Annotated in this window: 21 protein-coding genes; 12 read left to right on the top strand and 9 right to left on the bottom strand. The window is 57.7% G+C overall.

Translation table 11 applies throughout. The features are described from left to right. Window position 1: 1 nt before the first annotated feature. Both ACIQT8_RS08920 and ACIQT8_RS08915 read right to left on the bottom strand, forming a co-directional pair. Window positions 2-529 (bottom strand): sugar dehydrogenase complex small subunit, encoded by a 528-nt coding sequence (locus ACIQT8_RS08920; RefSeq protein ID WP_400964780.1) that lies wholly within the window; start codon window positions 527-529, stop codon window positions 2-4. Window positions 530-589: 60 nt separating this feature from the next. After that, the gene (locus ACIQT8_RS08915) at window positions 590-2,026 is read right to left on the bottom strand and encodes a c-type cytochrome (protein WP_400964779.1); all 1,437 of its coding nucleotides are present in this window, start codon (window positions 2,024-2,026) and stop codon (window positions 590-592) included. Window positions 2,027-2,314: 288 nt separating this feature from the next. On the opposite strand from ACIQT8_RS08915, the gene ACIQT8_RS08910 reads away from it, so the two are divergent. Then, on the top strand, window positions 2,315-3,238 hold the full coding sequence (locus ACIQT8_RS08910; RefSeq protein WP_400964778.1) for a LysR family transcriptional regulator: 924 nt from the start codon (window positions 2,315-2,317) through the stop codon (window positions 3,236-3,238). Between the two features lie 37 nt (window positions 3,239-3,275). Here ACIQT8_RS08910 and ACIQT8_RS08905 read toward each other — a convergent pair whose 3' ends face one another. Continuing rightward, entirely contained in the window at window positions 3,276-6,470 is a 3,195-nt protein-coding gene (locus tag ACIQT8_RS08905; protein WP_400964777.1) for an autotransporter domain-containing protein, read from the bottom strand. 234 nt (window positions 6,471-6,704) lie between these two features. Between ACIQT8_RS08905 and ACIQT8_RS08900 the strand changes: the two genes are divergently transcribed. The 3 genes from ACIQT8_RS08900 (at window position 6,705) to ACIQT8_RS08890 (ending at window position 8,870) form a co-directional block, all read left to right on the top strand. Further along, the gene (locus ACIQT8_RS08900) at window positions 6,705-7,178 is read left to right on the top strand and encodes a MarR family winged helix-turn-helix transcriptional regulator (RefSeq protein WP_138791881.1); all 474 of its coding nucleotides are present in this window, start codon (window positions 6,705-6,707) and stop codon (window positions 7,176-7,178) included. Next, window positions 7,175-8,299, top strand: a complete 1,125-nt coding sequence (locus tag ACIQT8_RS08895) for an FUSC family protein (RefSeq protein ID WP_400964776.1) — start codon at window positions 7,175-7,177, stop codon at window positions 8,297-8,299. Before ACIQT8_RS08900 ends, ACIQT8_RS08895 begins: the two co-directional genes overlap by 4 nt. A gap of 103 nt (window positions 8,300-8,402) precedes the next feature. After that, complete coding sequence (locus ACIQT8_RS08890; RefSeq protein WP_178340670.1) at window positions 8,403-8,870, top strand: Lrp/AsnC ligand binding domain-containing protein; 468 nt, start codon at window positions 8,403-8,405, stop codon at window positions 8,868-8,870. Window positions 8,871-8,923: 53 nt separating this feature from the next. On the opposite strand, the gene ACIQT8_RS08885 is transcribed toward ACIQT8_RS08890, so the two are convergent. The 6 genes from ACIQT8_RS08885 to ACIQT8_RS08860 all read right to left on the bottom strand — a co-directional run bounded on the left by ACIQT8_RS08885 (window position 8,924) and on the right by ACIQT8_RS08860 (window position 13,896). Next, the gene (locus ACIQT8_RS08885) at window positions 8,924-9,649 is read right to left on the bottom strand and encodes an ABC transporter ATP-binding protein (protein ID WP_400964775.1); all 726 of its coding nucleotides are present in this window, start codon (window positions 9,647-9,649) and stop codon (window positions 8,924-8,926) included. Further along, window positions 9,646-10,404: an ABC transporter ATP-binding protein gene (locus ACIQT8_RS08880; RefSeq protein ID WP_400964774.1), complete on the bottom strand. Its 759-nt coding sequence runs from the start codon at window positions 10,402-10,404 to the stop codon at window positions 9,646-9,648. Before ACIQT8_RS08880 ends, ACIQT8_RS08885 begins: the two co-directional genes overlap by 4 nt. Further along, complete coding sequence (locus ACIQT8_RS08875) at window positions 10,394-11,284, bottom strand: branched-chain amino acid ABC transporter permease (RefSeq protein WP_400964773.1); 891 nt, start codon at window positions 11,282-11,284, stop codon at window positions 10,394-10,396. Before ACIQT8_RS08875 ends, ACIQT8_RS08880 begins: the two co-directional genes overlap by 11 nt. Next, entirely contained in the window at window positions 11,277-12,170 is an 894-nt protein-coding gene (locus ACIQT8_RS08870) for a branched-chain amino acid ABC transporter permease (RefSeq protein WP_400964772.1), read from the bottom strand. The genes ACIQT8_RS08875 and ACIQT8_RS08870 overlap by 8 nt, the downstream gene beginning before the upstream one ends. A gap of 152 nt (window positions 12,171-12,322) precedes the next feature. Next, entirely contained in the window at window positions 12,323-13,438 is a 1,116-nt protein-coding gene (locus ACIQT8_RS08865) for an ABC transporter substrate-binding protein (protein WP_138791887.1), read from the bottom strand. A gap of 191 nt (window positions 13,439-13,629) precedes the next feature. Next, window positions 13,630-13,896 carry a hypothetical protein gene (locus tag ACIQT8_RS08860; protein ID WP_138791888.1) on the bottom strand — a complete coding sequence of 89 codons (267 nt, stop codon included), beginning with the start codon at window positions 13,894-13,896 and terminating at the stop codon, window positions 13,630-13,632. A 152-nt stretch (window positions 13,897-14,048) separates the two neighbouring features. On the opposite strand from ACIQT8_RS08860, the gene ACIQT8_RS08855 reads away from it, so the two are divergent. From ACIQT8_RS08855 to ACIQT8_RS08820, 8 genes are all read left to right on the top strand, one after another. Beyond that, a complete protein-coding gene (locus ACIQT8_RS08855) occupies window positions 14,049-14,549 on the top strand; it encodes a gamma-glutamylcyclotransferase family protein (RefSeq protein ID WP_138791889.1) in 501 nt (166 codons plus the stop codon). Between the two features lie 97 nt (window positions 14,550-14,646). After that, a complete protein-coding gene (locus tag ACIQT8_RS08850) occupies window positions 14,647-15,513 on the top strand; it encodes an ABC transporter substrate-binding protein (RefSeq protein ID WP_400964771.1) in 867 nt (288 codons plus the stop codon). A gap of 17 nt (window positions 15,514-15,530) precedes the next feature. After that, entirely contained in the window at window positions 15,531-16,379 is an 849-nt protein-coding gene (locus ACIQT8_RS08845; protein ID WP_400964770.1) for an amino acid ABC transporter permease, read from the top strand. Continuing rightward, a complete protein-coding gene (locus ACIQT8_RS08840) occupies window positions 16,376-17,161 on the top strand; it encodes an amino acid ABC transporter ATP-binding protein (RefSeq protein ID WP_138791892.1) in 786 nt (261 codons plus the stop codon). The genes ACIQT8_RS08845 and ACIQT8_RS08840 overlap by 4 nt, the downstream gene beginning before the upstream one ends. A 90-nt stretch (window positions 17,162-17,251) precedes the next feature. After that, window positions 17,252-17,689: a VOC family protein gene (locus ACIQT8_RS08835; protein ID WP_400964769.1), complete on the top strand. Its 438-nt coding sequence runs from the start codon at window positions 17,252-17,254 to the stop codon at window positions 17,687-17,689. Window positions 17,690-17,698: 9 nt separating this feature from the next. Continuing rightward, the gene (locus ACIQT8_RS08830; protein WP_400964768.1) at window positions 17,699-18,583 is read left to right on the top strand and encodes a DMT family transporter; all 885 of its coding nucleotides are present in this window, start codon (window positions 17,699-17,701) and stop codon (window positions 18,581-18,583) included. 43 nt (window positions 18,584-18,626) lie between these two features. Further along, window positions 18,627-19,439, top strand: a complete 813-nt coding sequence (gene proC, locus ACIQT8_RS08825) for a pyrroline-5-carboxylate reductase (protein ID WP_400964767.1) — start codon at window positions 18,627-18,629, stop codon at window positions 19,437-19,439. A gap of 136 nt (window positions 19,440-19,575) precedes the next feature. Continuing rightward, window positions 19,576-20,226 carry a GntR family transcriptional regulator gene (locus ACIQT8_RS08820; protein WP_138791896.1) on the top strand — a complete coding sequence of 217 codons (651 nt, stop codon included), beginning with the start codon at window positions 19,576-19,578 and terminating at the stop codon, window positions 20,224-20,226. The last annotated feature ends 47 nt before the right edge of the window (window positions 20,227-20,273 follow it).

The raw sequence follows: 20,273 nt of genomic DNA, 5'->3' as shown, positions 1-20,273 counted from the left end.
GTCAGATCTTGCTGCCGGGCTTCGGTCCCCAGGCATTCGGGCCGGGACCGTAGGACGGAACGGTAAGGAGGCCCTTGGTCGGGCGATACATCAGCGATTCCGCGTAGGTGATCAGCTCGGCATCTTCCGGCTCGCCGACGACGCCGAGATACCAGGCCGAAACAATCTTGGTGGCTGTTTTGGTGAGGGCTGGATCCGTGCCGGTCAGCGCCAGAAAGCCGTCCATATTGGCAACGCCGGACTGCTTGATAAGCTGTGTCAGGGCATCAAGGCTGGCGTCGAGCTCGGCATCGCGCTTTTTCAGAGCTTTCAGGAACCGTGCGCCGAGAACCGGATCGAGCGTGTAACCGGTCAGGAACTCCGACAGTTGCGTGAATGAGGCCACGGCGTCGTCCGCTGCCGCAGCAGACAGAGGCACGCTGAGGCTGGCAGCGAGCGCCAGTCCGCCGAGGGCTGCGGTTCCTCGCAGCAAACTGCGGCGGGAGAGGATTTGGCCGAAAATGGCCGGGGAGGATGGATCAAAAGGCATCAGGATCTCCGATGGAGCATGATATGCGAAAAGGTGAAGAGGTGGCCGGGCGCTGGAGGCTCAGCCAAGCATCGGACGCGGGCGACGACGCAGGACCAGCCAGCCGATCAGGGCGACGACGATCGCTGCAATCGCAATGCCGACAGGCAGTGCAAAAGGCGCCAGCTTGACGATGAGAGGCTTTTCACCGCCGTCACGAATACGTGCGACGTCTTCCGGCATCACCTTGACCGCCGGATTGCCGTAGTTGGCCAGCACGTAGTTGCTGACATCGGCAATGTCCTTGTCGGAGAGACGATCCGTATAGGACGCGTCCGCACCAAAGGCAGGCATGAAAGCAACAGTTTCACCCACCGTGCGGCGCAGACCAAACAGGATCGTGGCAACGAGATTGTCGGGGCGGTCACCACCGGTCGCCGTGTTGTGAAACAGGGACGGATAATGGTCGTTACCCTGGCCTTCGGCCTGATGACACGCAGCACAGCTACCGCTGAAGACATGGTAGCCGTTTTCATCCGGAGCCTGACCCGGCAGACCGCGAAGCGAGGCTTCGACTGCGGTGGATGGCGCGCCGAAGGCGTCGCGAGCGGTGCCGGTCGTTGTCGTCACGCCCGGAACGTCGCGCAAATAGGTGACAATGGCTTTGATGTCTTCGTCGGGAAGGTGCTGAAGGCTGTTTTCAATGGCTTCCGCCATTGGCCCAGCAGCCTGAGCCTTGCCTGCGACGAGACCGGTTTTGAGATACTGCGTCAGTTCTGCTTCAGACCAGCCGCCAATACCCGATACCGTCGATGCGGTAATGTCGGGTGCGTACCACGGCCCGATGGAGCCACCGGATAGCGCCTTGCTGGCGTCTTCCGCCATGAACATGTTGCGCGGCGTGTGACAGGTGCTGCAATGCTCCAGCGCCTCGGCGAGATAAGCGCCACGGTTCCATTCCGCCGACTTGGCAGGGTTGGGCTGGAAGCGATCCTTGTCCAGGAAAAGCAGATTCCAGCCGGCCATCGACGCACGGATGGAGAAAGGAAACGGCAGTTCCGTTTTCTGAGGCCTGTGGTCATCCGCTTTGACGCCCTGCATGAAGTAGGCGTAGAGCGCCTTCATGTCCTCATCGGTGATCTTTGCATAGGCCGTGTAGGGCATGGCCGGATAGAGATGGCTGCCGTCCTTTGCGATGCCATCGCGCACCGCACGCGCGAATTCCTCTTCGCTGTAATTGCCGATGCCGGCTTCCTTGGAAGGCGTAATGTTCGTCGAGAAAATTTTCCCGAGCGGAGTGTCGATGCCATATCCGCCTGCGAAGAGTGTGCCGCCGTGCGGCGCGGTATGACAGGCAGCACAGTCGGCCGCAGTGGCAAGATAACGCCCCCGAGCAATGAGATCGGCAGCGTCATCTGCGAAGGTGGGACAGCTTGTTGCGACCAGTGCGCCAAGACAGAGCGCGAAAGAACCCAAGGGACCACGCGCGGTTTTGAGGATGGGAGGAAGCCTAAACATGAGCGGCGCTTTCATAAATAATGAATGCAAAATTGCAGATCCAGAACGCCTCCCACGCACTGGCCTGATACGTATCGCCGCAGCCCACACAGCCAAGCCTGAAAAATCCTGCTGCATCCAAGGTGATCTTGAATAAAAATGACGCATTTTGTCATTTATTACGAAAGGATTGAGGCGTGTCGATGTGTCGCGGGCGCAACTTGATGTTCCTCATAGCGTCGCCACGGATGACTTGGGTAGTCAGTTTGTTGTACAAACAGATTTCATCAAAAGTGAAAGGTTTCTTCGTTGAACTTCGACTTTACCGACCTCAAGATTTTCCTGTCTGCAGTCGAAGGCGGAAGCCTCACGGCGGCAGCGGCAAAGAACAACATCGTTGTTGCGGCGGTGAGCGCACGGCTGAGAAAGCTCGAGGAAAATTTCGGCCTTCTGCTGTTTGAGCGCACCGGTCGCGGCATCAAGCCGACTCTTGCAGGAGACCTGTTGTGCCGACATGCGCGCAAGCTGCTGGATGACGCAAGGAAGCTGGAAGTTGAACTCGATGCGTTTTCGCAAGGGCGCGGCGGCACAATTCGCTTCCTTTCGAATACGAACATGCTTTCCGAGCATATGCCGCAGCTTATCGGGACATTTCTGCGTGATCATCCTGATGTGTTCGTTTCGGTGAAAGACAGGCCAAGCCTGGAAGTGGTCAATCTTCTGCGGGCAGGTGAAGCCGATATGGGCATCGTGGCATCCTCGGCCGACATGACGGGTCTGGAAAAGTGGCGGTTTGTTCCTGATCGGCTCGTTGTGATTGTTCCGCGTGACTTTCCTCTGGATGGGCCGCTTGCCTATTCAAGCATTCTCGATCATCCACTCGTCGCGCTCGACGAAAAAGTGGCGTTGTCGCAATTCCTGCGACGTCTTGCGAATGAGCTCGGCAGGCGTCCTACCATTCGCATGCGTGTGGAAAGTTTTGAGGCACTGTGCCGTGTTGTCGAGTGCGGTACGGGCGTTGGTATTGTCCCTGAAACGGCGGCTCTGCGCTATCGCCGCAGCATGGATTTTCGAATCTTGCCGATTGGCGAAGCGTGGTCGGAGCGAGAGATCTATCTTTGTGTCCGAAACCGCGATCAGTTGCCGCCCTATGGAAAAGCGTTGCTGACGCACCTGCTTGACTATGTTGAGGTCGTTCGGGGGATGGGTTCAGTCGCCACCGTGGGTGATTGATTGACGTCAGGCGAAATGGGCTGAGAAGGCGCTTGCTTCAGAAATTGACCGACAGGTTGGCGTGTGCTGCATTTGATTGGAAACCGCGTGCAAACTCGCCGGAATAGGTGAGCGTGAGGCGTGCTGACCTGGACAGTCGCGCAGCAATGCCAGCCCTGACCAGGAGCGTATCGCGCGGCATGGTAACACCTTCAAGGATGAAGGGTGAGCCACCTTCAAAGGCGGAAAGCGAGACGGGTGTCGTGTCGCCAGCCGCGTGTCGCCAGCCGATCATACCGGATGCAACGACAGGCAAGCCGCCGAACTCCAGGTTGGACGACATGCGCAGACCCAATGTCGATACGGCGAGACTGTCGGAACCGCCGGCGACCGACAAAGCCGCAGCGCCGCCTCTTTCCTTGAAGTCATCAGTCTCGAGATTGACGTAGGCCAGATTGGCAAAGGGCTGGAGATCGATGCCATCCATCTTCAGCGTCCAGGAAATGTCTCCAAAGACCTGAGCTGCGGTACTGGCGTAGTCGGCAGAAAGCTGATCGGTGAATGTGCTGAACGCGATGTCCCGGCGGGTTGTGATGTCGTTTCGGCTGTAGAGGGCGCCGCCGATAAGGTTCAACGGGCCAAAGTCGCCAACCGCATAAAGGCCGGCATGGTAGGAATCGGCAGCCGCTTGCGGATTCGTGGACAGGTCGCTGTCGCCCAGAACGCCGCCAAGGTGCCATTGGTCAAGAAGCGCGATGTCGGCGCCAACCAGTGCTCCGGTCACGGTGTTGTCTATGCCGCGTGCATTGCCATTACTGCCGATATGGTTCTGCGCCAGTACGCCCGATGCCCAGAGCGAAACATCGCCGTTTTTCGTCGACCGCCGTGCCGAAGACTGCGAAGTTTCAGCAATGACTGCCTCGCGCAGAAACTGGCTCTGCCACAGGAATGTGCTTTTCAGTGACGGGTGGATTTCACCGTTGAGCTGCGTGAATGCACTGGCGGCAGTCTCGACATTCAGCGGCAGGACAGCCGAGTAGAGCGTATTTGCAGTTCCCAGTCCTTCCACTGCATTTGCCGTGGCACGGTCGTTTGCCGTCAGTGCAACATCGGCAAAGCGCACATCGTTGCGGTCAAGGCTGAGGTCGACAGCCGTGCTGCTGTAGGACAGCGACGGAGAAAGGAAAGCGAAGTCACTGTCAATGGTTGAGAATGTACCGCTGATGCTGCTGGCCGTCAGGATTGTGTAATCGGTCGAAAGTCCATAGGTGCCGCTTTCCGCACGCAACGTTAGGGTGCCGCCGTTGATGGTAACCGCACCCGATGCATTGACCTGGTCGGAGGCACCTGCCGAATTGATGTCGACCGCGTAAATCGATCCCGCCTGGAATGTCAGGTCGCCATTCACAGCCAGTGTCTGAATGCCGGGGCCGGGCGAGAGCACGCCGCCGGTATTGACGACAAGTCCTCCAGACACCCCGCTACCGGAAAGGAGGCCACCGTCGAAGATATCGATGGTGCCTGTTACCGTTCCGTTGTTGACAAGTTCGCCGCCTGTAACCGTCGCGGTGCCGCTGATGGTGCCTGTATTGGAGAAGGAGCCGCTGCTGTTAACGAGGGACGCGATTGTGCCCGCATTCGTACTGGTGCCTGAATTGGATATTGCGCCGGCCGTGGCCGCACTGTTGTTGGTGAATGTGCCCAGTGCGCCGACATCGACATCCGCAAGGGCTGCATTGTTGACGACAGTGCCGCCGTCGACTGTTGTGGTTCCCGAAACGGTGCCGCCACTATTGTTGGTGAATAGCCCGCTATCGTTCTGGAGAGAGGCGATCGTACCCGCGTTGGTCGTGGTGCCCGAATTGGTAACGGCGCCGGCGGATGCGCCACTGTTGTTGACGAAGGTAGCGACTGCCGCAACATCCACATCGGTCACGACGAAATTGTTGGTGACGGTGCCGCCGGAAACCGTGGTGGTTCCGGTGATCGTCCCGCCGGAATTGTTGGTGAAGCTTCCTGCTGTATTGCTCAGGGACGCAATTGTGCCCGCATTCGAACTGTTGCCGGCATTGGTAACCGCACCGGCGACGGCGCCTGTTGTGTTGGTGAACGTTCCGCTCGAACCGATGTTGACGTCGTTCAGGGTTGCGTTGTTCGTGACACTGCCCCCGGAGACATTCGTCCCGCCTGTCACGACACCCCCGAAGTTGTTGGTAAAACTTCCCGCATCGTTTTGAAGTGAGGCAATGGTACCCGCATTGGAGACGGTACCGGCGTTCTGGACGTTTCCAGCCGTTGCGCCACTGTTGTTGACGAACGTTGCGACGGCTGCAACGTCCACATCGGTTACGACGAAATTGTTGGTGACCGTTCCGCCTGAAACGGTCGTTTTCCCCGTTACTGTGCCGCCGTTATTGTTGGTGAAGTTGCCCGACGTGTTCGTCAGCGTACCAATCGTACCGGCATTGGACGATGTTCCGGCATTGACGAGCGTGCCGACCGTCCCGTCGCTGTTGTTGACGAACGTGGCGACGGCCGCGACATCGGCATCGGTGATGACGAAGTTGTTGACCACCGTCCCGCCGGCAATCGTTGCTGTGCCGGTGATCGTGCCGCCGGTATTGTTTGTGAAGGTTCCTGCCGTGTTGTTCAGCGAGCTGATAGTGCCGGCATTGGATGCCGTGCCGGCGTTTGTCAATGTGGCTGCCGAAGCTCCACTGTTGTTATCAAATGTTCCGCCCGACAACACGGAGACATCGCCCACCGTTCCGTTGTTGGACAGCGCCGTGCCGGTTCCGACGGTCGCGCCGCCGAGTGCGCCATTCACCGTCACATTGCCGGTGTTCAGCATCAGATTGCCGTTGAGGGTGCCGTCGACAGCAAGGCCGCCGCCATCGAGGTTGACGTCTGAATTCAGGACGCCGCCTGCATTGATGCCAACCGTGCCCGATGTGATCGTCGTTCCGTTACTTACAGTCAGCGCGCCGGTGTTGGAGATCGTAACGTTTCCGCCATCGACGCCAAGCTGATCGATCGTGACGTCATTTGTGACCTGCGGCGAACCGCTGTTCAGCGTGGCTGCATCAGTCTCTCCAGGAAGGCCGGGAGCCCAGTTCGTTCCCTCGCTGAATTCATTGTTGGTGCTGCCTGTCCACACGGACTGGGCAAATGATGGCGTGCTGAAAGTGAGTGAAGCAAGTGCGCTGAATAAGGTCAGGCGTCGGGAAAACACCGGAAGCAGTTGCTGTGTCATTGCGCGACCGATGCAAAAAGGGATGCCGAATCGGATCGGCGGCTGATTAACGAATCGCGCTCAATCATGGTTAACGGAAGCTTGAGTGTCAACGATCGCGTGCCCGATCGCGTCGGGCAATCGTGCAGGTTGCTAACGGCGTTCGCATGGCGAAAGACACGCTTTCAGTCTTCAGAAAATCTCACCAATATAATTTGAATTGCAAATCAAACTATATTGTGATTTATTCCGACCATGACCTCCAAACATTCCTCTCCACGCGCGCGTTTCGGCGTCCGCTTCTCTTTGCTCGCCCGCCGTTGGCGCCGGGCTCTCGACGAACGCCTGGCTGAATCGGGCCTTTCCGATGCGACCTGGGCACCGCTCGTTCATCTTCAGGAAACCGGTGGCGGTATTACGCAGAAAGAGCTTGCGGCCCTCGTGGGTATCGATGGCTCCAGCCTTGTGCGCCTGCTGGATATTCTGTGTCGCCAGGGCCTGGTTGAACGCCGGGTTGACGAGAACGATAGCCGAGCGCGGCTGATCTATCTGACAGAGAGCGGCGAAGAGCGTGTTGCTGCCATCCGACGCGAACTGGTGAAGGGTGAGGAGGAGATGCTGGCCAACATTTCCGATGACGATCTCGCGATCATGCTTCAGCACTTCGACCGGATCGATGAGAGGTTATCGGCGATCCAGGCGCGGCGTCGCGAGGAGAAATCCAGATGAGCAATCAGACGTCTTCCGAGATTGCCCTGCCTGCAGTGACACGTCCTCGCCGTATCGATGCAGCCCGTCACCTGCTGCATCCCAGGCAGTTTCGTGAAAGCATGACGGTATCGGGTCAGCCGTTCCTCCGCAATTCCGCACTCGCCGGATTGCAGGCGGCATTGACGGTGCTGATTGCCCTTCCGCTTGTCCATCTTTCGTCATGGTCTCATCTGATCGGGTTTGCCTCACTGGGTGCGCTGGTCGCCCTTTTTGGCCGTTTCGCTGAACGGGGCAAGCGTGGCGGGATCGTGCTGCAATGCGCATTCTGGCAAACGGTTGGCGTTCTCGTGATGTCACTTGCGGCATGGCTCGGAGCGCCTTCCATCATGCTGCTCCTGCTTCTCGCGCTGCTCTCGGGCACGTTCTTTTTTGTCGTCACGACAGGGCGATTTGGGCCTCCGGGGGCTCTTATCTTCGTCTTTGCCGCAGGTGCCTCGATGGGGCACGTCACGTCGGCGAGCGAGATTATCGAGCGTGGCCTTGCCACGGCGATCGTCGCCCTTCTTGCCTGGCTGATCTGCAGCCTGACGGAAGCGTTCCGGCACAAGGCAAACGGCGATCTTCCCTTCCCCGTAGAACCGCTTCGACCTTGGAACCATCGCGTCGTCGCTGCACTGCGCATCGCCCTCGGCTCGGCGATTGCGGGTCTTGCGGCCCATGTTCTCGGTGCGGCGCACCCTGCCTGGGCCGTGCTTGGCGCCATGGCTGTCATGCAGGGCTCACATCTTCATATCAGCATGAACCGCGCCTTGCAGAGAACGCTGGGGACCGTTGCCGGTGCGATCCTGGTCTGGTGGATCTTGCAGCAGGAACCGTCCGTCTGGCTCATCATCGCCATTCTGGCCGGTTTGCAGTTCGCGACGGAGGTGATTATCGGTTCGAATTACGGCCTCGGCCAGATTCTCGTCACGCCAATGGCGCTGCTGATGAGCTATCTTGCCGCGCCCTATGCCGCTAGCCACACCATGGTGCCGGAGCGCGTTCTCGACACATTGCTTGGCGCAGCAATCGGCATCGTTCTCGCGGTTCTCTGCTCAAGTCTGGACGATAGACGACACCTCGCGAACCGTCATCTTTAGGCACTTTTCCAGGTGGAAAGGACGGGCTTTCCCGCTTGCAAAGCATGGGCGTATATGTATCAATATATGTCTATGTATATAAGAAAAAGATGGGGAATGACGGGTGCTGGAGCTCGATAAAACTGACCGGCGGATTCTGATGATCCTGCAGTCCGAAGGCCGGATCACCAATAGTGAACTGGCGCAAAGGCTCGGTATTCCGCAGACATCCATGAGTGACCGGTTTCGGCGCCTCCAGCGGGATGGTTTTATCACCGGCTTTGGTTGCCGCCTCAATCCGGGCCTCATCGGTTACGATCTGCTGGTCTTCATCGAGGTTCTGCTGGACAAAACGACACCGGATGTTTTCGAGAAGTTTGCGCTTGCCGTAAGGCGGGCGCCGGAAGTGCTGGAATGCCATATGGTTGCCGGCGGTTTTGACTACCTGGTGAAAACCCGGTTGACGAACATGAATGCTTACAGGCGTTTCCTCGGTGAGATTGTGCTTAGTTGGCCAGGTGTTTGCGAAACCCGCACCTATGCAGTGATGGAAGAGATCAAGAACGACGGAGCCCTGCCGCTTTTCCTTTAAGCGGACTGTCGCAAGGCGCGTTAAGCCGCCTTGCGATACCCGGTTCTCGATGTCTAGGCCGTCTCGATCTCAGCGCCGAGATAGAGTTTGCGCATAGCGGGGTCTTCCAGCAAGTCGGATGCATTGGCCGTCAGGGCGACATGTCCCAATGACAGCACATAAGCGCGGTCTGCAATGCCAAGCGCCTCAAAGGCGTTCTGCTCGACCATCAAGATGCACATGTCCTCGCTGTCGCGGATCGAGGCGATGGCGTCGAAGACGTCATGCATCATCAGGGGTGACAGACCCGCAGAAGGCTCATCGAGAAGCAGAATTTCCGGCCCTGAAATCAAAGCCCGTGCCAGGGAGAGAATTTGCCTTTCACCGCCGGAAAGGGCCGAGGCCTTCCGGTTCTTCTTCGTCGCGAGTGCCGGATATTGCCGCATCAGCCCGTCGAAACGCTTTTCTTTCTCTTGCTTTTCAAGCAGACGAGCCCCCAGCATGATGTTTTCAACGACCGTCAAGGTGCCGAACACGTTGTCCGTCTGCGGTACGTAACCGACCTTGTGATAACGGACCTTTTCATGGATCGGAATGTTGCTGACCTCCTGACCCTCGAAGGTGATACTGCCGGCGCGTGGTCGGACGTAGCCGGCAATGGTCTTCAGAAGGGTCGACTTGCCACAGCCGTTTGGGCCTAGAATGGTGACGATCTCCCGACGATTTGCTGTCAGCGAGATACCTGTGAGAATGTCGGCGCCATCGCCATAACCGGCGCGAATGTCCTTGGCTTCGATCATAGCGTCGTCTTTCCCTTTTCAACGGCTTTGCCGAGATAGGCCTCGACCACACGTGGATTATCTTCAAGTTCTCTTGGGGTGCAGTCAGCGATGATTTCGCCGCGATCGAGAACAACGCAGCGCGAACAAAGGTCACGAATGAACAGCATATCGTGTTCCACCACCAGAATGGCGACGCCGGCATCCCGGTAGCGCTTGAGGATCGCCACCATATCTGCCCTCAGATTGGGGTGGACACCCGCGGTCGGTTCATCAAGGCACAGAAGGCGTGGTTTGCTGCGCAAAGCGGTTGCCACGGACAGGAGTTTTTTCTGTCCGCCAGACAGCGCGCTGGCCGGAAGATCGGCCACGTGCGTCAGCCGGAATGCCTCCAGCAGCGTTTCCAACTCATCGTCGAAGCTGAAACGGCTGAAGATGGAGCGAAGGCCCACCTTGCGACTTGCGCCGGTCTGCAGCACTTCGCGCACCGTCATCTTGTGCGGCATTGCAGGAAGCTGGAACGTTCGCACCAGACCCTGCATCGTCACGCGTTGCGGTGACACATTGGCGATCTCCGTATTGGCGAGGCGGATGCTGCCGCTGTCGGACGGTAAAAAACCGGAGATAACGTTGAGTGCCGTGCTTTTGCCAGAACCGTTGGGCCCGAGCAAACCGACAATCTCTCCCTCTGCGACATTGAAATTGACGGCTTCCAGGACACGGTGAGCACCGAATGCCTTTGAAACGTCTACGAGTTCCAGAAGTTTAACGGCCATGATTTCCTCCCACTCTTTCAGGGAAAAGTCCTTTCGGACGCCAGAGGAGAAAGGCAAGCAGGCCACCGCCGACGATGACAAGTCGGGCGGCTGCAACGAAGTCGGTCGGCAGATCCAGCACGTCCTTGACGAAGGGGACGTAGGCCATTGCAAATTGCATGACGAAGGCGCCGGCGACTACACCCCAGTTGTTGCCGATTCCGCCAATGATCACCATCGACCAGATCAGGAAGGTTTCGGGCGAGAACAATTGATCCGGGCCGACGAACGTCAGGTAGTGCGCATAAAGAAACCCGGAAAATGCGGCGATGGCAGCGCTGATGAGCATGACCACACGGCGGATTGCATCGAGGTCATACCCAAGCGAGCGGGCGAGTTGTGGCTCTTCACGCATCAGCTTCATGGCCAGGCCGAATGAACTTTTGACGATCCTCTGGCAGATGAACCAGACAAGCGCCAGAACGATGACATAAAGCGCCAGTCGAGCCGTTCCATCAAAGGGTTTGAACTCGGCGAAAAGGAGCGGCAAGCCGGATACGCCCTGTGCGCCACCTGTCAGTGCCTGCTCGTTGGTGATCGAGATTCGCAGGATTTCGGCGATCGACAGCGTGGCGATGCCCCAATAGTCGCTTGAAAGCTTTCGCCCGAGGCGAGCGTAAAAGAGGGCAAGAAGGGCCGCAAAAAGAAGGCCGGCAGGCAGGCCGACGAGCGGATGCCAACCCATGCCTTTTGCAAGGGCCGCCCCATATGTGCCGCAACCGAAAAGCGCGATAAGACCAAAATTGACGAGCCCCGTAAAACCCGCCTGCAAGTTGAGGCTGAGTGCCAGTGTCCCGTAAAGGCAGGCGATCGAAGCGACATGGATAAAGAAATCAAACACGGTTCACCTCGCTGGTAAACAGCCCGCGCGGGCGAAACAGCAGGAAGACGACGAGGATGGCAAAGGACGCCACAGGCGCGTAGCTTGCCGGAAGGAAGTAGAAATCCTCACCGACGAAGGGGCCGATGTTGGTGTTGGTGATGGCGGTTTCGGCGGCGGCGATGACGATTGCACCCACGATCGCACCGAGCGCGTTGCCGAGCCCACCGAGAATGGCGGCGGCAAAGACCGGAAGCATCATGTTGGTGCCGAGATCGATGCTGACACTGCCGCGCATGGCAAGGGTGATGCCGCCAAGGGCTGCAAGAATTCCGGAGAGAAAAACGACGATGTTGGTGACGCGGCGCGTGTCGATCCCTGTGGCGGCGGCGAGAACGCCGTTTGTCGCCGTAGCGCGCATTTCCCGACCGAGACCAGTCCTGAAAAGAATAAGCGCGAAAAGGCCAAGTGCGACCGCCGTTACCACCAGCGTGGTGATCTGGTGATCGGTGATGCGAGCCCCGAGAATGCGCATTGCCGGCGAAACCTGCAATTTGAAGCGGTAGGCCGTTGGGCCATAAGTCAGCAGAAAGACAGCCGAGAGGATCATGCTGAGTGCCAGCGAACCGATCAGCGCAATGGCGGAATCAGACTTCAGCAAGCGTTCGAAGATCAGAATATTGAAGATGACGGCGAGAAGCCCGACGAAGAACGCCGAGGCAAGACCAGCCAGAAACAGCGGCAGGCCAACGGCATGCAGTGACATCGCCACGAAAGCACCCACCACGGCATATTGCACAAGTGCGACATTGGGGAATTTGATCAGGGAGTAAACGGCACTCAAGGCAACGGCGATGAGAGCCAGATCGACGGACCTGATCAGGAGGTCGAAAAGGAATTGAAACATAGACACGTCCGTCTGGGCAACTCCGGACGAGGCTGCAGTCGTCAGTCCGGAATTGTGTGAAAGGGAAGGCGACTGGTCGTTACTCCTGCCTTAGGGCAGTCTGTCGGCTTGGATGAAAATGCCCGTCGCAATCGCAACGGGCATTGCTGACATCAGTCGTATGCGACGAGTTTTTCGCCATCGACCTTGAACTTGAGGTAGGGCTGATGCGTCCGCTGGCCGTCCGCATCCAGCTTGATCTCACCGGTTGCGCCTTTGACGCCTTCCTTGCCCAGATCCTCGATCGCCTTGAGAACGGCAGCTTTATCGGTGCCTCCGGCTTTGTTAAGCGCGGCCGCCGCGAACAGAACGGCATCATGCGCATAACCACCATAGGCGGAGAGGAAGCCTTCACCGTAGGTCTTTTCGTATTCGGTTTTGTAGGTGTCACCGCCATCGCCGATATAGCCGACGTCCATGCCGATGAGCCCTGCCTTGAAGTCGGCCGGTGTATCCTTGTTCATCATGGTGATGAGGATCGAATACCAGGGTTTGCCTTCCTGAAGACCAAGTTCGAAGGCTTCCTGCATGATGAGAGCGCCTTCGGTGCCATATGCGGTGAAGACATAGGCGTCGGGGGCGGCGGCTTCCACCTGCTGCAATTCGCGGCGATAGGTGGACTGGCCGATGGTATACATGACCGTGGTGGAGATTTCACCGCCCTTCGCCGTGAAATGCTTCTTGAACTCTTCGGCAACACCCTGACCGAAGGCGTTGTTCATTGCCAGGACAGCAACCTTTTTCCAGCCATGATTGATGACATCCTGTGCGGCGAACTCGGTCGACACGTTGTCGAGGCCGACGACGCTGTAGGAAGTTGCGCCGATGCCGCGAACCAGGCCGCTGGTGGAGGCCGGATTGATATGGGGCATGCCTTCCTGAACCAGGTACTGACCAAGTGGAATGGTATTGCCGGAAGAATACTCGCCGATGACGATCGGCACCTTGTCCACGGAGACAAGTTTCTTGGCGGCGTCGATGGCGGTCTGCGGTTTGCCGCCGGAATCTTCGACGATGACCTTCAATTGTTTGCCGAGTACACCGCCATTGGCGTTGATCTGCTTAACGGCAAGCTCGATACCGCGGCTCTGGTCCTTGCCGGTGGTGGCGCTGGCGCCTGAGAGCGGAATGACTGCACCGATTGTGACATCTTCAGCCTTTGCGGGAGCCATGTTCGACAGTGCTGCGAGCAAGGTTGCGACAGTTGCGCTGATTGCGATCTTTTTCATTTTTACCCCTCTTTCCGTTCTTTAACGGGACAGGAAAACTCTAGGGGCAGCGGCGCCGTAGCTATAGAAGATATATCGAGCGATATACGTAGAGATCGCGGGAGAATTTGTATTCTTCCGCTGAATCCTCGGCTTTGGTCAGCTCTGATCGTCACGAGAGCGAAGCAGCGCGGCGAGCTCGCAACCGCATTCTATTTTTCCAGATCATATCGCTTTTTAATGCGCCATCGATCAGCGCCGAGGCTGACCAGCACCCAAGATTTTTGTGCAATCGCACTGCCCTTCGATGTTGTGTGGCCACTGATCGCCAGAATGATCTGATCGGTGCTGATGCTCGTGATACGGGCCTCAGCCACGATACCGTCGCTGAATTGCACGTGGGTTGGCCCCGCCATCACTTCTCCATCCGTCGAAGCCAGGCAGCCTGGATATGCGTGGCTGTCCATCATGGTGATCATCGTTTCATTCCTCAGAAATCAGGTTCAAAAGTCAAGTTGACGTCATATGCATCTTCGTATACGAAATAATATATGAAGATCGGGCCGGCCGCAATCTTCAGCCTATCGCAACAATAACGGGTGCGGTTTTGCCCTCCCATGGAAGAGGTTTCATGTACTACTTCGCTTATTGCACTTGGCTGCACGACATCGAGATCGCCCGGTTCATGCCGGAAGCGAAAGCGGTGACGAAGGGATTCGCAGCCAATCACGCCCTCCGTTTTCACGCTGCTGGTGACCGGACGGATCGGGGCTGGTGCCATTTTCTCAACACGGCTGACGCCTGGGGTGAAAAGGCGTTCGGCGTCGTCTTCGAGCATGACGAGACGCATTTCGAAGAAGACTACGACGATTTCGAACGCTGCTGCGTCACGGTTTATGGCGATGACGGCAAGCAATATGATTGCTGGACCTATCGTCTGATCACCCCCGGCATCGCTATGCGTCCGCCGAATTTCTATTTCGAGCACATTCCGGCCGGATTGAAACAGTGGGGCTTCTCGGAGGACTATATCGCCAAGGTACAATCGGTTTTCGACAAGGCTGCCGAGTGCCCACGCGCTGATCGTCCCAACCCTTCGAAGATACCGGGTCGCGGGGCGGAGACCCGATAACAAAGCTATCCGGCGGTGGCTTCTATGTGGTCGTCACCGCCGCTATAGAGTGAAAGAAAAGCAAAACATCAATCAAAGATGAAACTGGGGTAACGACATGAAAATTGGGAAGAGTGGTGCCGCCGTCATGGCGGGCTTTGCGGCTGTCTTGTTCAGTTGTGCGGCTTTCGCAGGGGAGGGGTCGAAGCTCGTTCCGCAGCCGATACGCGCTGCGGGCAAGATCACCGTGGGATCGCAGCAGACATTTCCGCCGATTGAATTCCGTGAGCCGGGAGCAACCGAAGTGACGGGCGCCAGTGCCGATCTGCTTCGCGAAATTGCCAAACGCCTCGACCTCAAGCTGGAATATGTGCAGGCAGAATATGCCGCCCTTATCCCCGGTATTGAGGCCAAGCGCTTCAACATGGCCTCGGGCGGAATCAGCGATACCGAAGAGCGTGAGCAGAAGCTCGACTTCGTCAACTACATGCTTTCGGGTGGCTCCGCGATGGTACGCGCGGAAGATATCAGCCAATACAACACCATTGCCGATTTCTGCGGAAAGTCTGTCGCCACCTTGCTCGGTAGCCGGGTCATTATGGCCAAGGTCGAGGAAGCGTCTGCTGCCTGCAAGGCCAAGGGCGCAGTTGAAATCCGCGCAGAACAGCTTCCCTCCGCGCCCGATGCCAGAATGCAGCTCGACCTGAAGCGTGTTGATGCCTATCTCGGCGACTTCCCGGCACTGGTCTACATGGGTGCTCAGTTCCCCGGAAAATACGCCATTGTCGGCGGCAACTACATGCTCACGCCGTACATCACGTCGTGGGGGTTCGGGAAGGACAATAGCGGTCTGCGTGACGCGGTGAAGGTTACCCTGACAGAAATGCTGGCTGACGGTACCTACAAGTCGATCATGGACAAGTGGGGTGTCGGCGGCGCGCTGCTTTCGGAAATCACCGTCAATCTTCCCGCCAGCAAGCGCTAACGAAGTCGGACAGGGCAATGGCCGTTACAGATCATCTTCACTCTTCCGAACTTCCGATCGTACATCGACGCCGTTGGGGCGCATGGATTTTCGGAGCCATTGCCCTGCTCATCGTTGTGACGATTGTCCAGGCTGCTTTTCAGTCACGCATCATCAATGTCGGGGTCTTCGCCAATTACATCTTCAGTCCGCTGATCGTCATGGGAGCAGTCAACGCGCTGATCCTCGGAACGCTCGCGCTGTTCATCGCAAGTGTCATTGGCTTCGTGGCGGCATTGATGCGGGTCAGCGGCAATCCCATCCTTGTGGCGATTTCCGCGACCTATGTGTATCTGTTTCGTGGCACTCCGATGCTGATCCAGCTCATCTTCTGGTTCAACGCTGTGCCGATCATGTTCCCCTTGATCACCATCAGCCTGCCGTTCATGGCCGAACCTCTGGTGAGCGCGCCGACAACAACCATCGTCACGCCATTCCTTGCGGCGCTGGCGGGTCTCAGTCTGGCGGAAGGCGCTTATATGAGCGAGATTATCCGTGCCGGCATTCTTGCCGTGGACAAGGGGCAGAGAGCGGCTGCAACCGCGCTTGGCATGACCCAGCGCCAGGTGCTGGTTCAGGTGGTCATCCCCCAAGCGGGACGGATCATTATCCCGGCTGCAGGCAATCAATACATCATGCTGCTGAAGTCATCGTCACTCGCCTCCGCAATCGGGTACCTCGAATTGCTGCGTGTTGCGACCGACATCTATTCTTCCAATTTCCATGTCGTGGAACTGCTTGCCGTTGCGGCATTCTGGTACCTGGTGATGACCGCTTTCGCCACCGCCATTCAGACGATTCTCGAAAAGGTATTCCCCCAAAGATGAGCGACCTGAACATTCAGAAACACGCCGTCTCCGTGGTCGGCGTTTCCAAGAAGTGGGGCATGGTCTCCGCATTTTCCGATGTCAGTTTCGATGTCCCGCAGGGCGAAGTTGTCGCGTTGCTCGGCCCGTCCGGTGCCGGAAAATCGACGCTGCTGCGTTGCGTGAACCATCTGGAGACGATTTCCGCAGGCCGGATCTACGTCCATGGCGAACTGATTGGCTACCGCATCGGGGATCGTGCGCTGCATGAACTCTCCGATGCCGAGATAAGCCGTCAACGTCAGAAAATCGGTATGGTGTTCCAGCATTTCAACCTGTTCAAACACATGACGGCCCTGCAGAATGTCATGTGTGGTCCGGTGCAGGTCCTGCGTCGTCCGAAGGCAGAATCCATGAAACTTGCTCTGGAATTGCTCGACAAGGTCGGGCTCAAGGCAAAGCAGGATGCTTATCCTTCCGAACTTTCCGGTGGCCAACAACAACGTGTGGCAATTGCGCGCGCATTGGCCATGCAGCCAAGAGTCCTTTTGCTGGATGAACCGACCTCGGCACTCGACCCAGAACTTGCGCAGGAGGTGGTCGAGACGATCCGCAAGCTTGCCGAGGAAGGGCAGACCATGATGATCGCCACGCACGACATGGGTATCGCCCGCGATGTCGCTGACCGGGTGATCTTCATGGAAGGGGGGCGTCTCGCAGAAGATGCCCGCTCGAAGCAATTCTTTACTGCGCCGAAAAGCGATCGCGCCCGGCAATTCCTCGCCCGCCTGTTGCCAGCGTAACTACGCCATTTACCAGATTCGAAACAGACAACGCGCGCCTTCCCCCCGCGCGGGGGAAGGCCTTTGCGTCTTGCTCACAAGGAACGTGTCATGTCCCAAATCTTCCAGCATCTTCACCACGTCTGCATCGTCGTTCGCGATCTTGCGAAAACGGTCGCCTACTATGAAAGTCTGGGGGTTGGGCCGTGGTTCGATTACCCGAAAAAGGGCACCTATCTCGAATTTGAGGTGCCCAACAAGGCGGCCTCGGACGCGATGCGCTACAGGTGCTGTGATCTTGAAAACGTCCAGATTCAGCTCTGCGATCCGGGCGACCTGGACTCTCCGCAGAAACGCTTCCTCGATGAACGTGGTGAGGGTGTCTATCATCTCGGTTTCGAGGTGGCGGATCGCGATGCGGCGGAAGCACAGGGGCGGGCGCTCAACCTCGGTGTGATCGCTCGCGGCAAAAGGATGGACGGCTCCGGCTTCTGCTATTTCGACACCCGGGACAATGCCGGGATCGTCCTTGAAATCCGCAAGTCCTGAGCCCGCGTGATGTCGAGGATTTTCTCTCGTACAGGTGCGGGCGTCGATCTGGGTGCCGCCTTGCGTGGGCAAGAGAGTGTTCTGCTCTGCCTTGCCGCGATGGTTCTGTTTGCTGCGTCTGACGTCATCGCCAAACATCTGTCAGCGACCTACCATCCATTCCAGATTGCCTGGTTTCGTTATCTGACCGCATCCACCCTGCTGGCCGTCGTTTGCCTGCGATGTGGCAGGCCGGCGCGGAGCGTGGCGGCTGCCGACCAGATCATTCGCGGCATTGGAATGGCGGGGGCGACGATCCTTTTGATCGCGGCGCTGAGCCTGCAACCGCTTGCCGAGGCGACAGCGCTGGTCTTCATCTCGCCATGCATTGTAACCCTTCTGTGCGTGCTGATCCTCAAGGAGAGCGTGCCTCGCCTGCGGTGGGTTGGGGTCTTCGGTGGTTTGATCGGCGTCCTGGTGATCCTGCGTCCGGGGTTTGCCGACTACAATCCTGCAGCATTGTTTTCGATCGCGTCCGCAGCCTGCTGGGCTACGGCTCTTGTGATGACGCGCCGGGCTGTCCTGGCTGATAGTCTCGTGACGACACTCGCTTATTCGTCGCTCACGGGATTTGTGCTTTTGAGCGCAACGATGCCCTTTTTCTTTCGGCAGTTGACGGGAATTGACGTGGTCCTGTCTGTTGCAACAGCCGTGTTGTGGCTCGCGGCACATGTTGCCATTGCCTATGCTTACCGGCGACCCGAGGCGCAGGTCTCCCGCCTTGCACCGATCTCATACACACACCTCATCTGGGCGACCGGCTTTGGGTATGTGGTTTTCGGCACGATCCCTGATGGCATGACGATTGTGGGGGCGGTTTTGATTGTTTCGTCCGGACTGCTGGCCCGCAAATGATGACGTACAGCGGTGAGACACTGCAGATTGAAGGAGTGATGCCATGAAAAATGTTCTGCTGATCGGGGCCGGCAATATGGGATTTGCCATGTTGCGAAGCTGGATCGGGATGGCAGGTCACCAGTTCGCGGTCGTGGAAGTTAACGACGCTCTGCGAAAGCGTGCGCAAGTGGTTGGGGCGAGTAGTTATGCGGACCTTTCCGATCTGCCCCCCGACTACCACGCCGATATCATGGTGATTGCAACCAAGCCACAAGGGGTTGCAGGTGCAATTGCCGCAGGTCGTGACCACCTGATATCGGGTGGTCTGGTCATTTCTATCGCGGCTGGCGTGACCATCGACGGCATGCGCAATAAGGCCGGGGAGAATGCAGTCATCATCCGCGCTATGCCGAACACGCCGGCCGCTATCGGGGAGGGCATGATTGTCTGCTGTGCCAGTGGTAACGCGTGTGCGGCGAATCGACAGCATACGGAAACCCTGCTTGCTGCTATCGGTCGCGTCGTCTTCGTTGAGGACGAGGGGATGATGGATGCGGTGACGGCCGTTTCAGGTTCAGGTCCTGCTTATCTGTTCTCCTTCCTTGAGGCATTCAGTGCAGCGGGTGTTTCTGTCGGGCTATCGTCTGATCTCGCTATGCAGCTCGCCAAACAGACCCTCTATGGTGCGGCCAAGATGGCGTTGGACCCATCGGCCGATCCTTCTGCCCTGCGCAAAGAAGTCACGAGCCCGAACGGCACGACAGCCGCCGCTCTTTCGGTGCTTTTGGATGCAGACAAGGGGCTCGCACCGCTCATGCGGTACGCCGTCGAGGCTGCCCGGTCGCGTTCTGAGGAACTGGGGAGGCTGACGTGACAGCTTGCCGGTATCACACACAGCCGGGTTTCGGATTCTTGGGTGTGGGAAGACCTTGCTTATACACGAGAGAATATACCAAAATCGATAGTTTGGCGGTAAGGCTTACTGAAGGGCCGGAAAAGGAAAAAGAGTAATGGCATCAAGAAAAGCCGCGGCAGGTGAATTCCTCGCATCCGACGTCAGAAACCGCTTGCGCAGCATGATCCTCGGTGCCGAGCTCAAGCCCGGGCAAAGACTGGTGGAAGACGATCTGTGCGAACGCCTGAATGTCGGGCGCACGCCCGTGCGGGAAGCGCTTTTGTTGCTACAGGGTGAAGGCTTTCTGAGCCGGCAGCGAGGCTGGGTTGTCGAAACGATCGATCGAAGCCAGGTGCACGCAATTTTCGAAAGTCGCGCTGCAATCGAGGCGGCGACTGCCAGGCTTGCTGCGCGGCATGCCGAACAGGCTGAACTCGACACGCTTGCAAATCTGATTGAAGCGATGGAGCCGGCTGAAACCTTGACCCGTGCAGACCTGAACAGTCTGAACACACAGTTCCACAAGCTAATCGTCACGGCATCGAAAAATATCCTGCTCGCGCAGTTCCATGAGCGGACGCAGTTCCACTACTGGATGCTGCGGGTGCCGATCCTGTTCTCGGAATCGGAAGTGAAAGAAACCAACATTCAGCATCGCAAAATCTTTGATGCACTGGTCAACCGCAACGAAGATGATGCCGAACGCGCAGCCCGCCATCACGTCGAGTCCACAATGGCGATCGTGGAGCCGGCCATCGACCTCTGACAATACCTCCAGTCACGGCCAAGAGTTCTGTCTTCGCCCCAGCCGTC

Origin of the sequence: Agrobacterium sp. NPDC090273 (assembly GCF_044772305.1) — a bacterium.
In the GTDB taxonomy this organism is placed as follows: Bacteria; Pseudomonadota; Alphaproteobacteria; order Rhizobiales; family Rhizobiaceae; genus Agrobacterium.
The sequence above is the reverse complement of the archived record's forward strand: the minus strand, read 5'-3'. Positions and strand labels throughout refer to the sequence as shown.

What these genes read in the sequence shown, in the direction of transcription:
- ACIQT8_RS08920 (WP_400964780.1), bottom strand. Translation starts at nt 529, where the DNA reads ATGCCTTTTGATCCATCCTCCCCGGCCATTTTCGGCCAAATCCTCTCC.
- ACIQT8_RS08915 (WP_400964779.1), bottom strand. Translation starts at nt 2,026, where the DNA reads ATGTTTAGGCTTCCTCCCATCCTCAAAACCGCGCGTGGTCCCTTGGGT.
- ACIQT8_RS08905 (WP_400964777.1), bottom strand. Translation starts at nt 6,470, where the DNA reads ATGACACAGCAACTGCTTCCGGTGTTTTCCCGACGCCTGACCTTATTC.
- ACIQT8_RS08900 (WP_138791881.1), top strand. Translation starts at nt 6,705, where the DNA reads ATGACCTCCAAACATTCCTCTCCACGCGCGCGTTTCGGCGTCCGCTTC.
- ACIQT8_RS08895 (WP_400964776.1), top strand. Translation starts at nt 7,175, where the DNA reads ATGAGCAATCAGACGTCTTCCGAGATTGCCCTGCCTGCAGTGACACGT.
- ACIQT8_RS08885 (WP_400964775.1), bottom strand. Translation starts at nt 9,649, where the DNA reads ATGATCGAAGCCAAGGACATTCGCGCCGGTTATGGCGATGGCGCCGAC.
- ACIQT8_RS08880 (WP_400964774.1), bottom strand. Translation starts at nt 10,404, where the DNA reads ATGGCCGTTAAACTTCTGGAACTCGTAGACGTTTCAAAGGCATTCGGT.
- ACIQT8_RS08870 (WP_400964772.1), bottom strand. Translation starts at nt 12,170, where the DNA reads ATGTTTCAATTCCTTTTCGACCTCCTGATCAGGTCCGTCGATCTGGCT.
- ACIQT8_RS08865 (WP_138791887.1), bottom strand. Translation starts at nt 13,438, where the DNA reads ATGAAAAAGATCGCAATCAGCGCAACTGTCGCAACCTTGCTCGCAGCA.
- ACIQT8_RS08860 (WP_138791888.1), bottom strand. Translation starts at nt 13,896, where the DNA reads ATGATCACCATGATGGACAGCCACGCATATCCAGGCTGCCTGGCTTCG.
- ACIQT8_RS08855 (WP_138791889.1), top strand. Translation starts at nt 14,049, where the DNA reads ATGTACTACTTCGCTTATTGCACTTGGCTGCACGACATCGAGATCGCC.
- ACIQT8_RS08850 (WP_400964771.1), top strand. Translation starts at nt 14,647, where the DNA reads ATGAAAATTGGGAAGAGTGGTGCCGCCGTCATGGCGGGCTTTGCGGCT.
- ACIQT8_RS08845 (WP_400964770.1), top strand. Translation starts at nt 15,531, where the DNA reads ATGGCCGTTACAGATCATCTTCACTCTTCCGAACTTCCGATCGTACAT.
- ACIQT8_RS08840 (WP_138791892.1), top strand. Translation starts at nt 16,376, where the DNA reads ATGAGCGACCTGAACATTCAGAAACACGCCGTCTCCGTGGTCGGCGTT.
- ACIQT8_RS08835 (WP_400964769.1), top strand. Translation starts at nt 17,252, where the DNA reads ATGTCCCAAATCTTCCAGCATCTTCACCACGTCTGCATCGTCGTTCGC.
- ACIQT8_RS08830 (WP_400964768.1), top strand. Translation starts at nt 17,699, where the DNA reads ATGTCGAGGATTTTCTCTCGTACAGGTGCGGGCGTCGATCTGGGTGCC.
- proC (WP_400964767.1), top strand. Translation starts at nt 18,627, where the DNA reads ATGAAAAATGTTCTGCTGATCGGGGCCGGCAATATGGGATTTGCCATG.
- ACIQT8_RS08820 (WP_138791896.1), top strand. Translation starts at nt 19,576, where the DNA reads ATGGCATCAAGAAAAGCCGCGGCAGGTGAATTCCTCGCATCCGACGTC.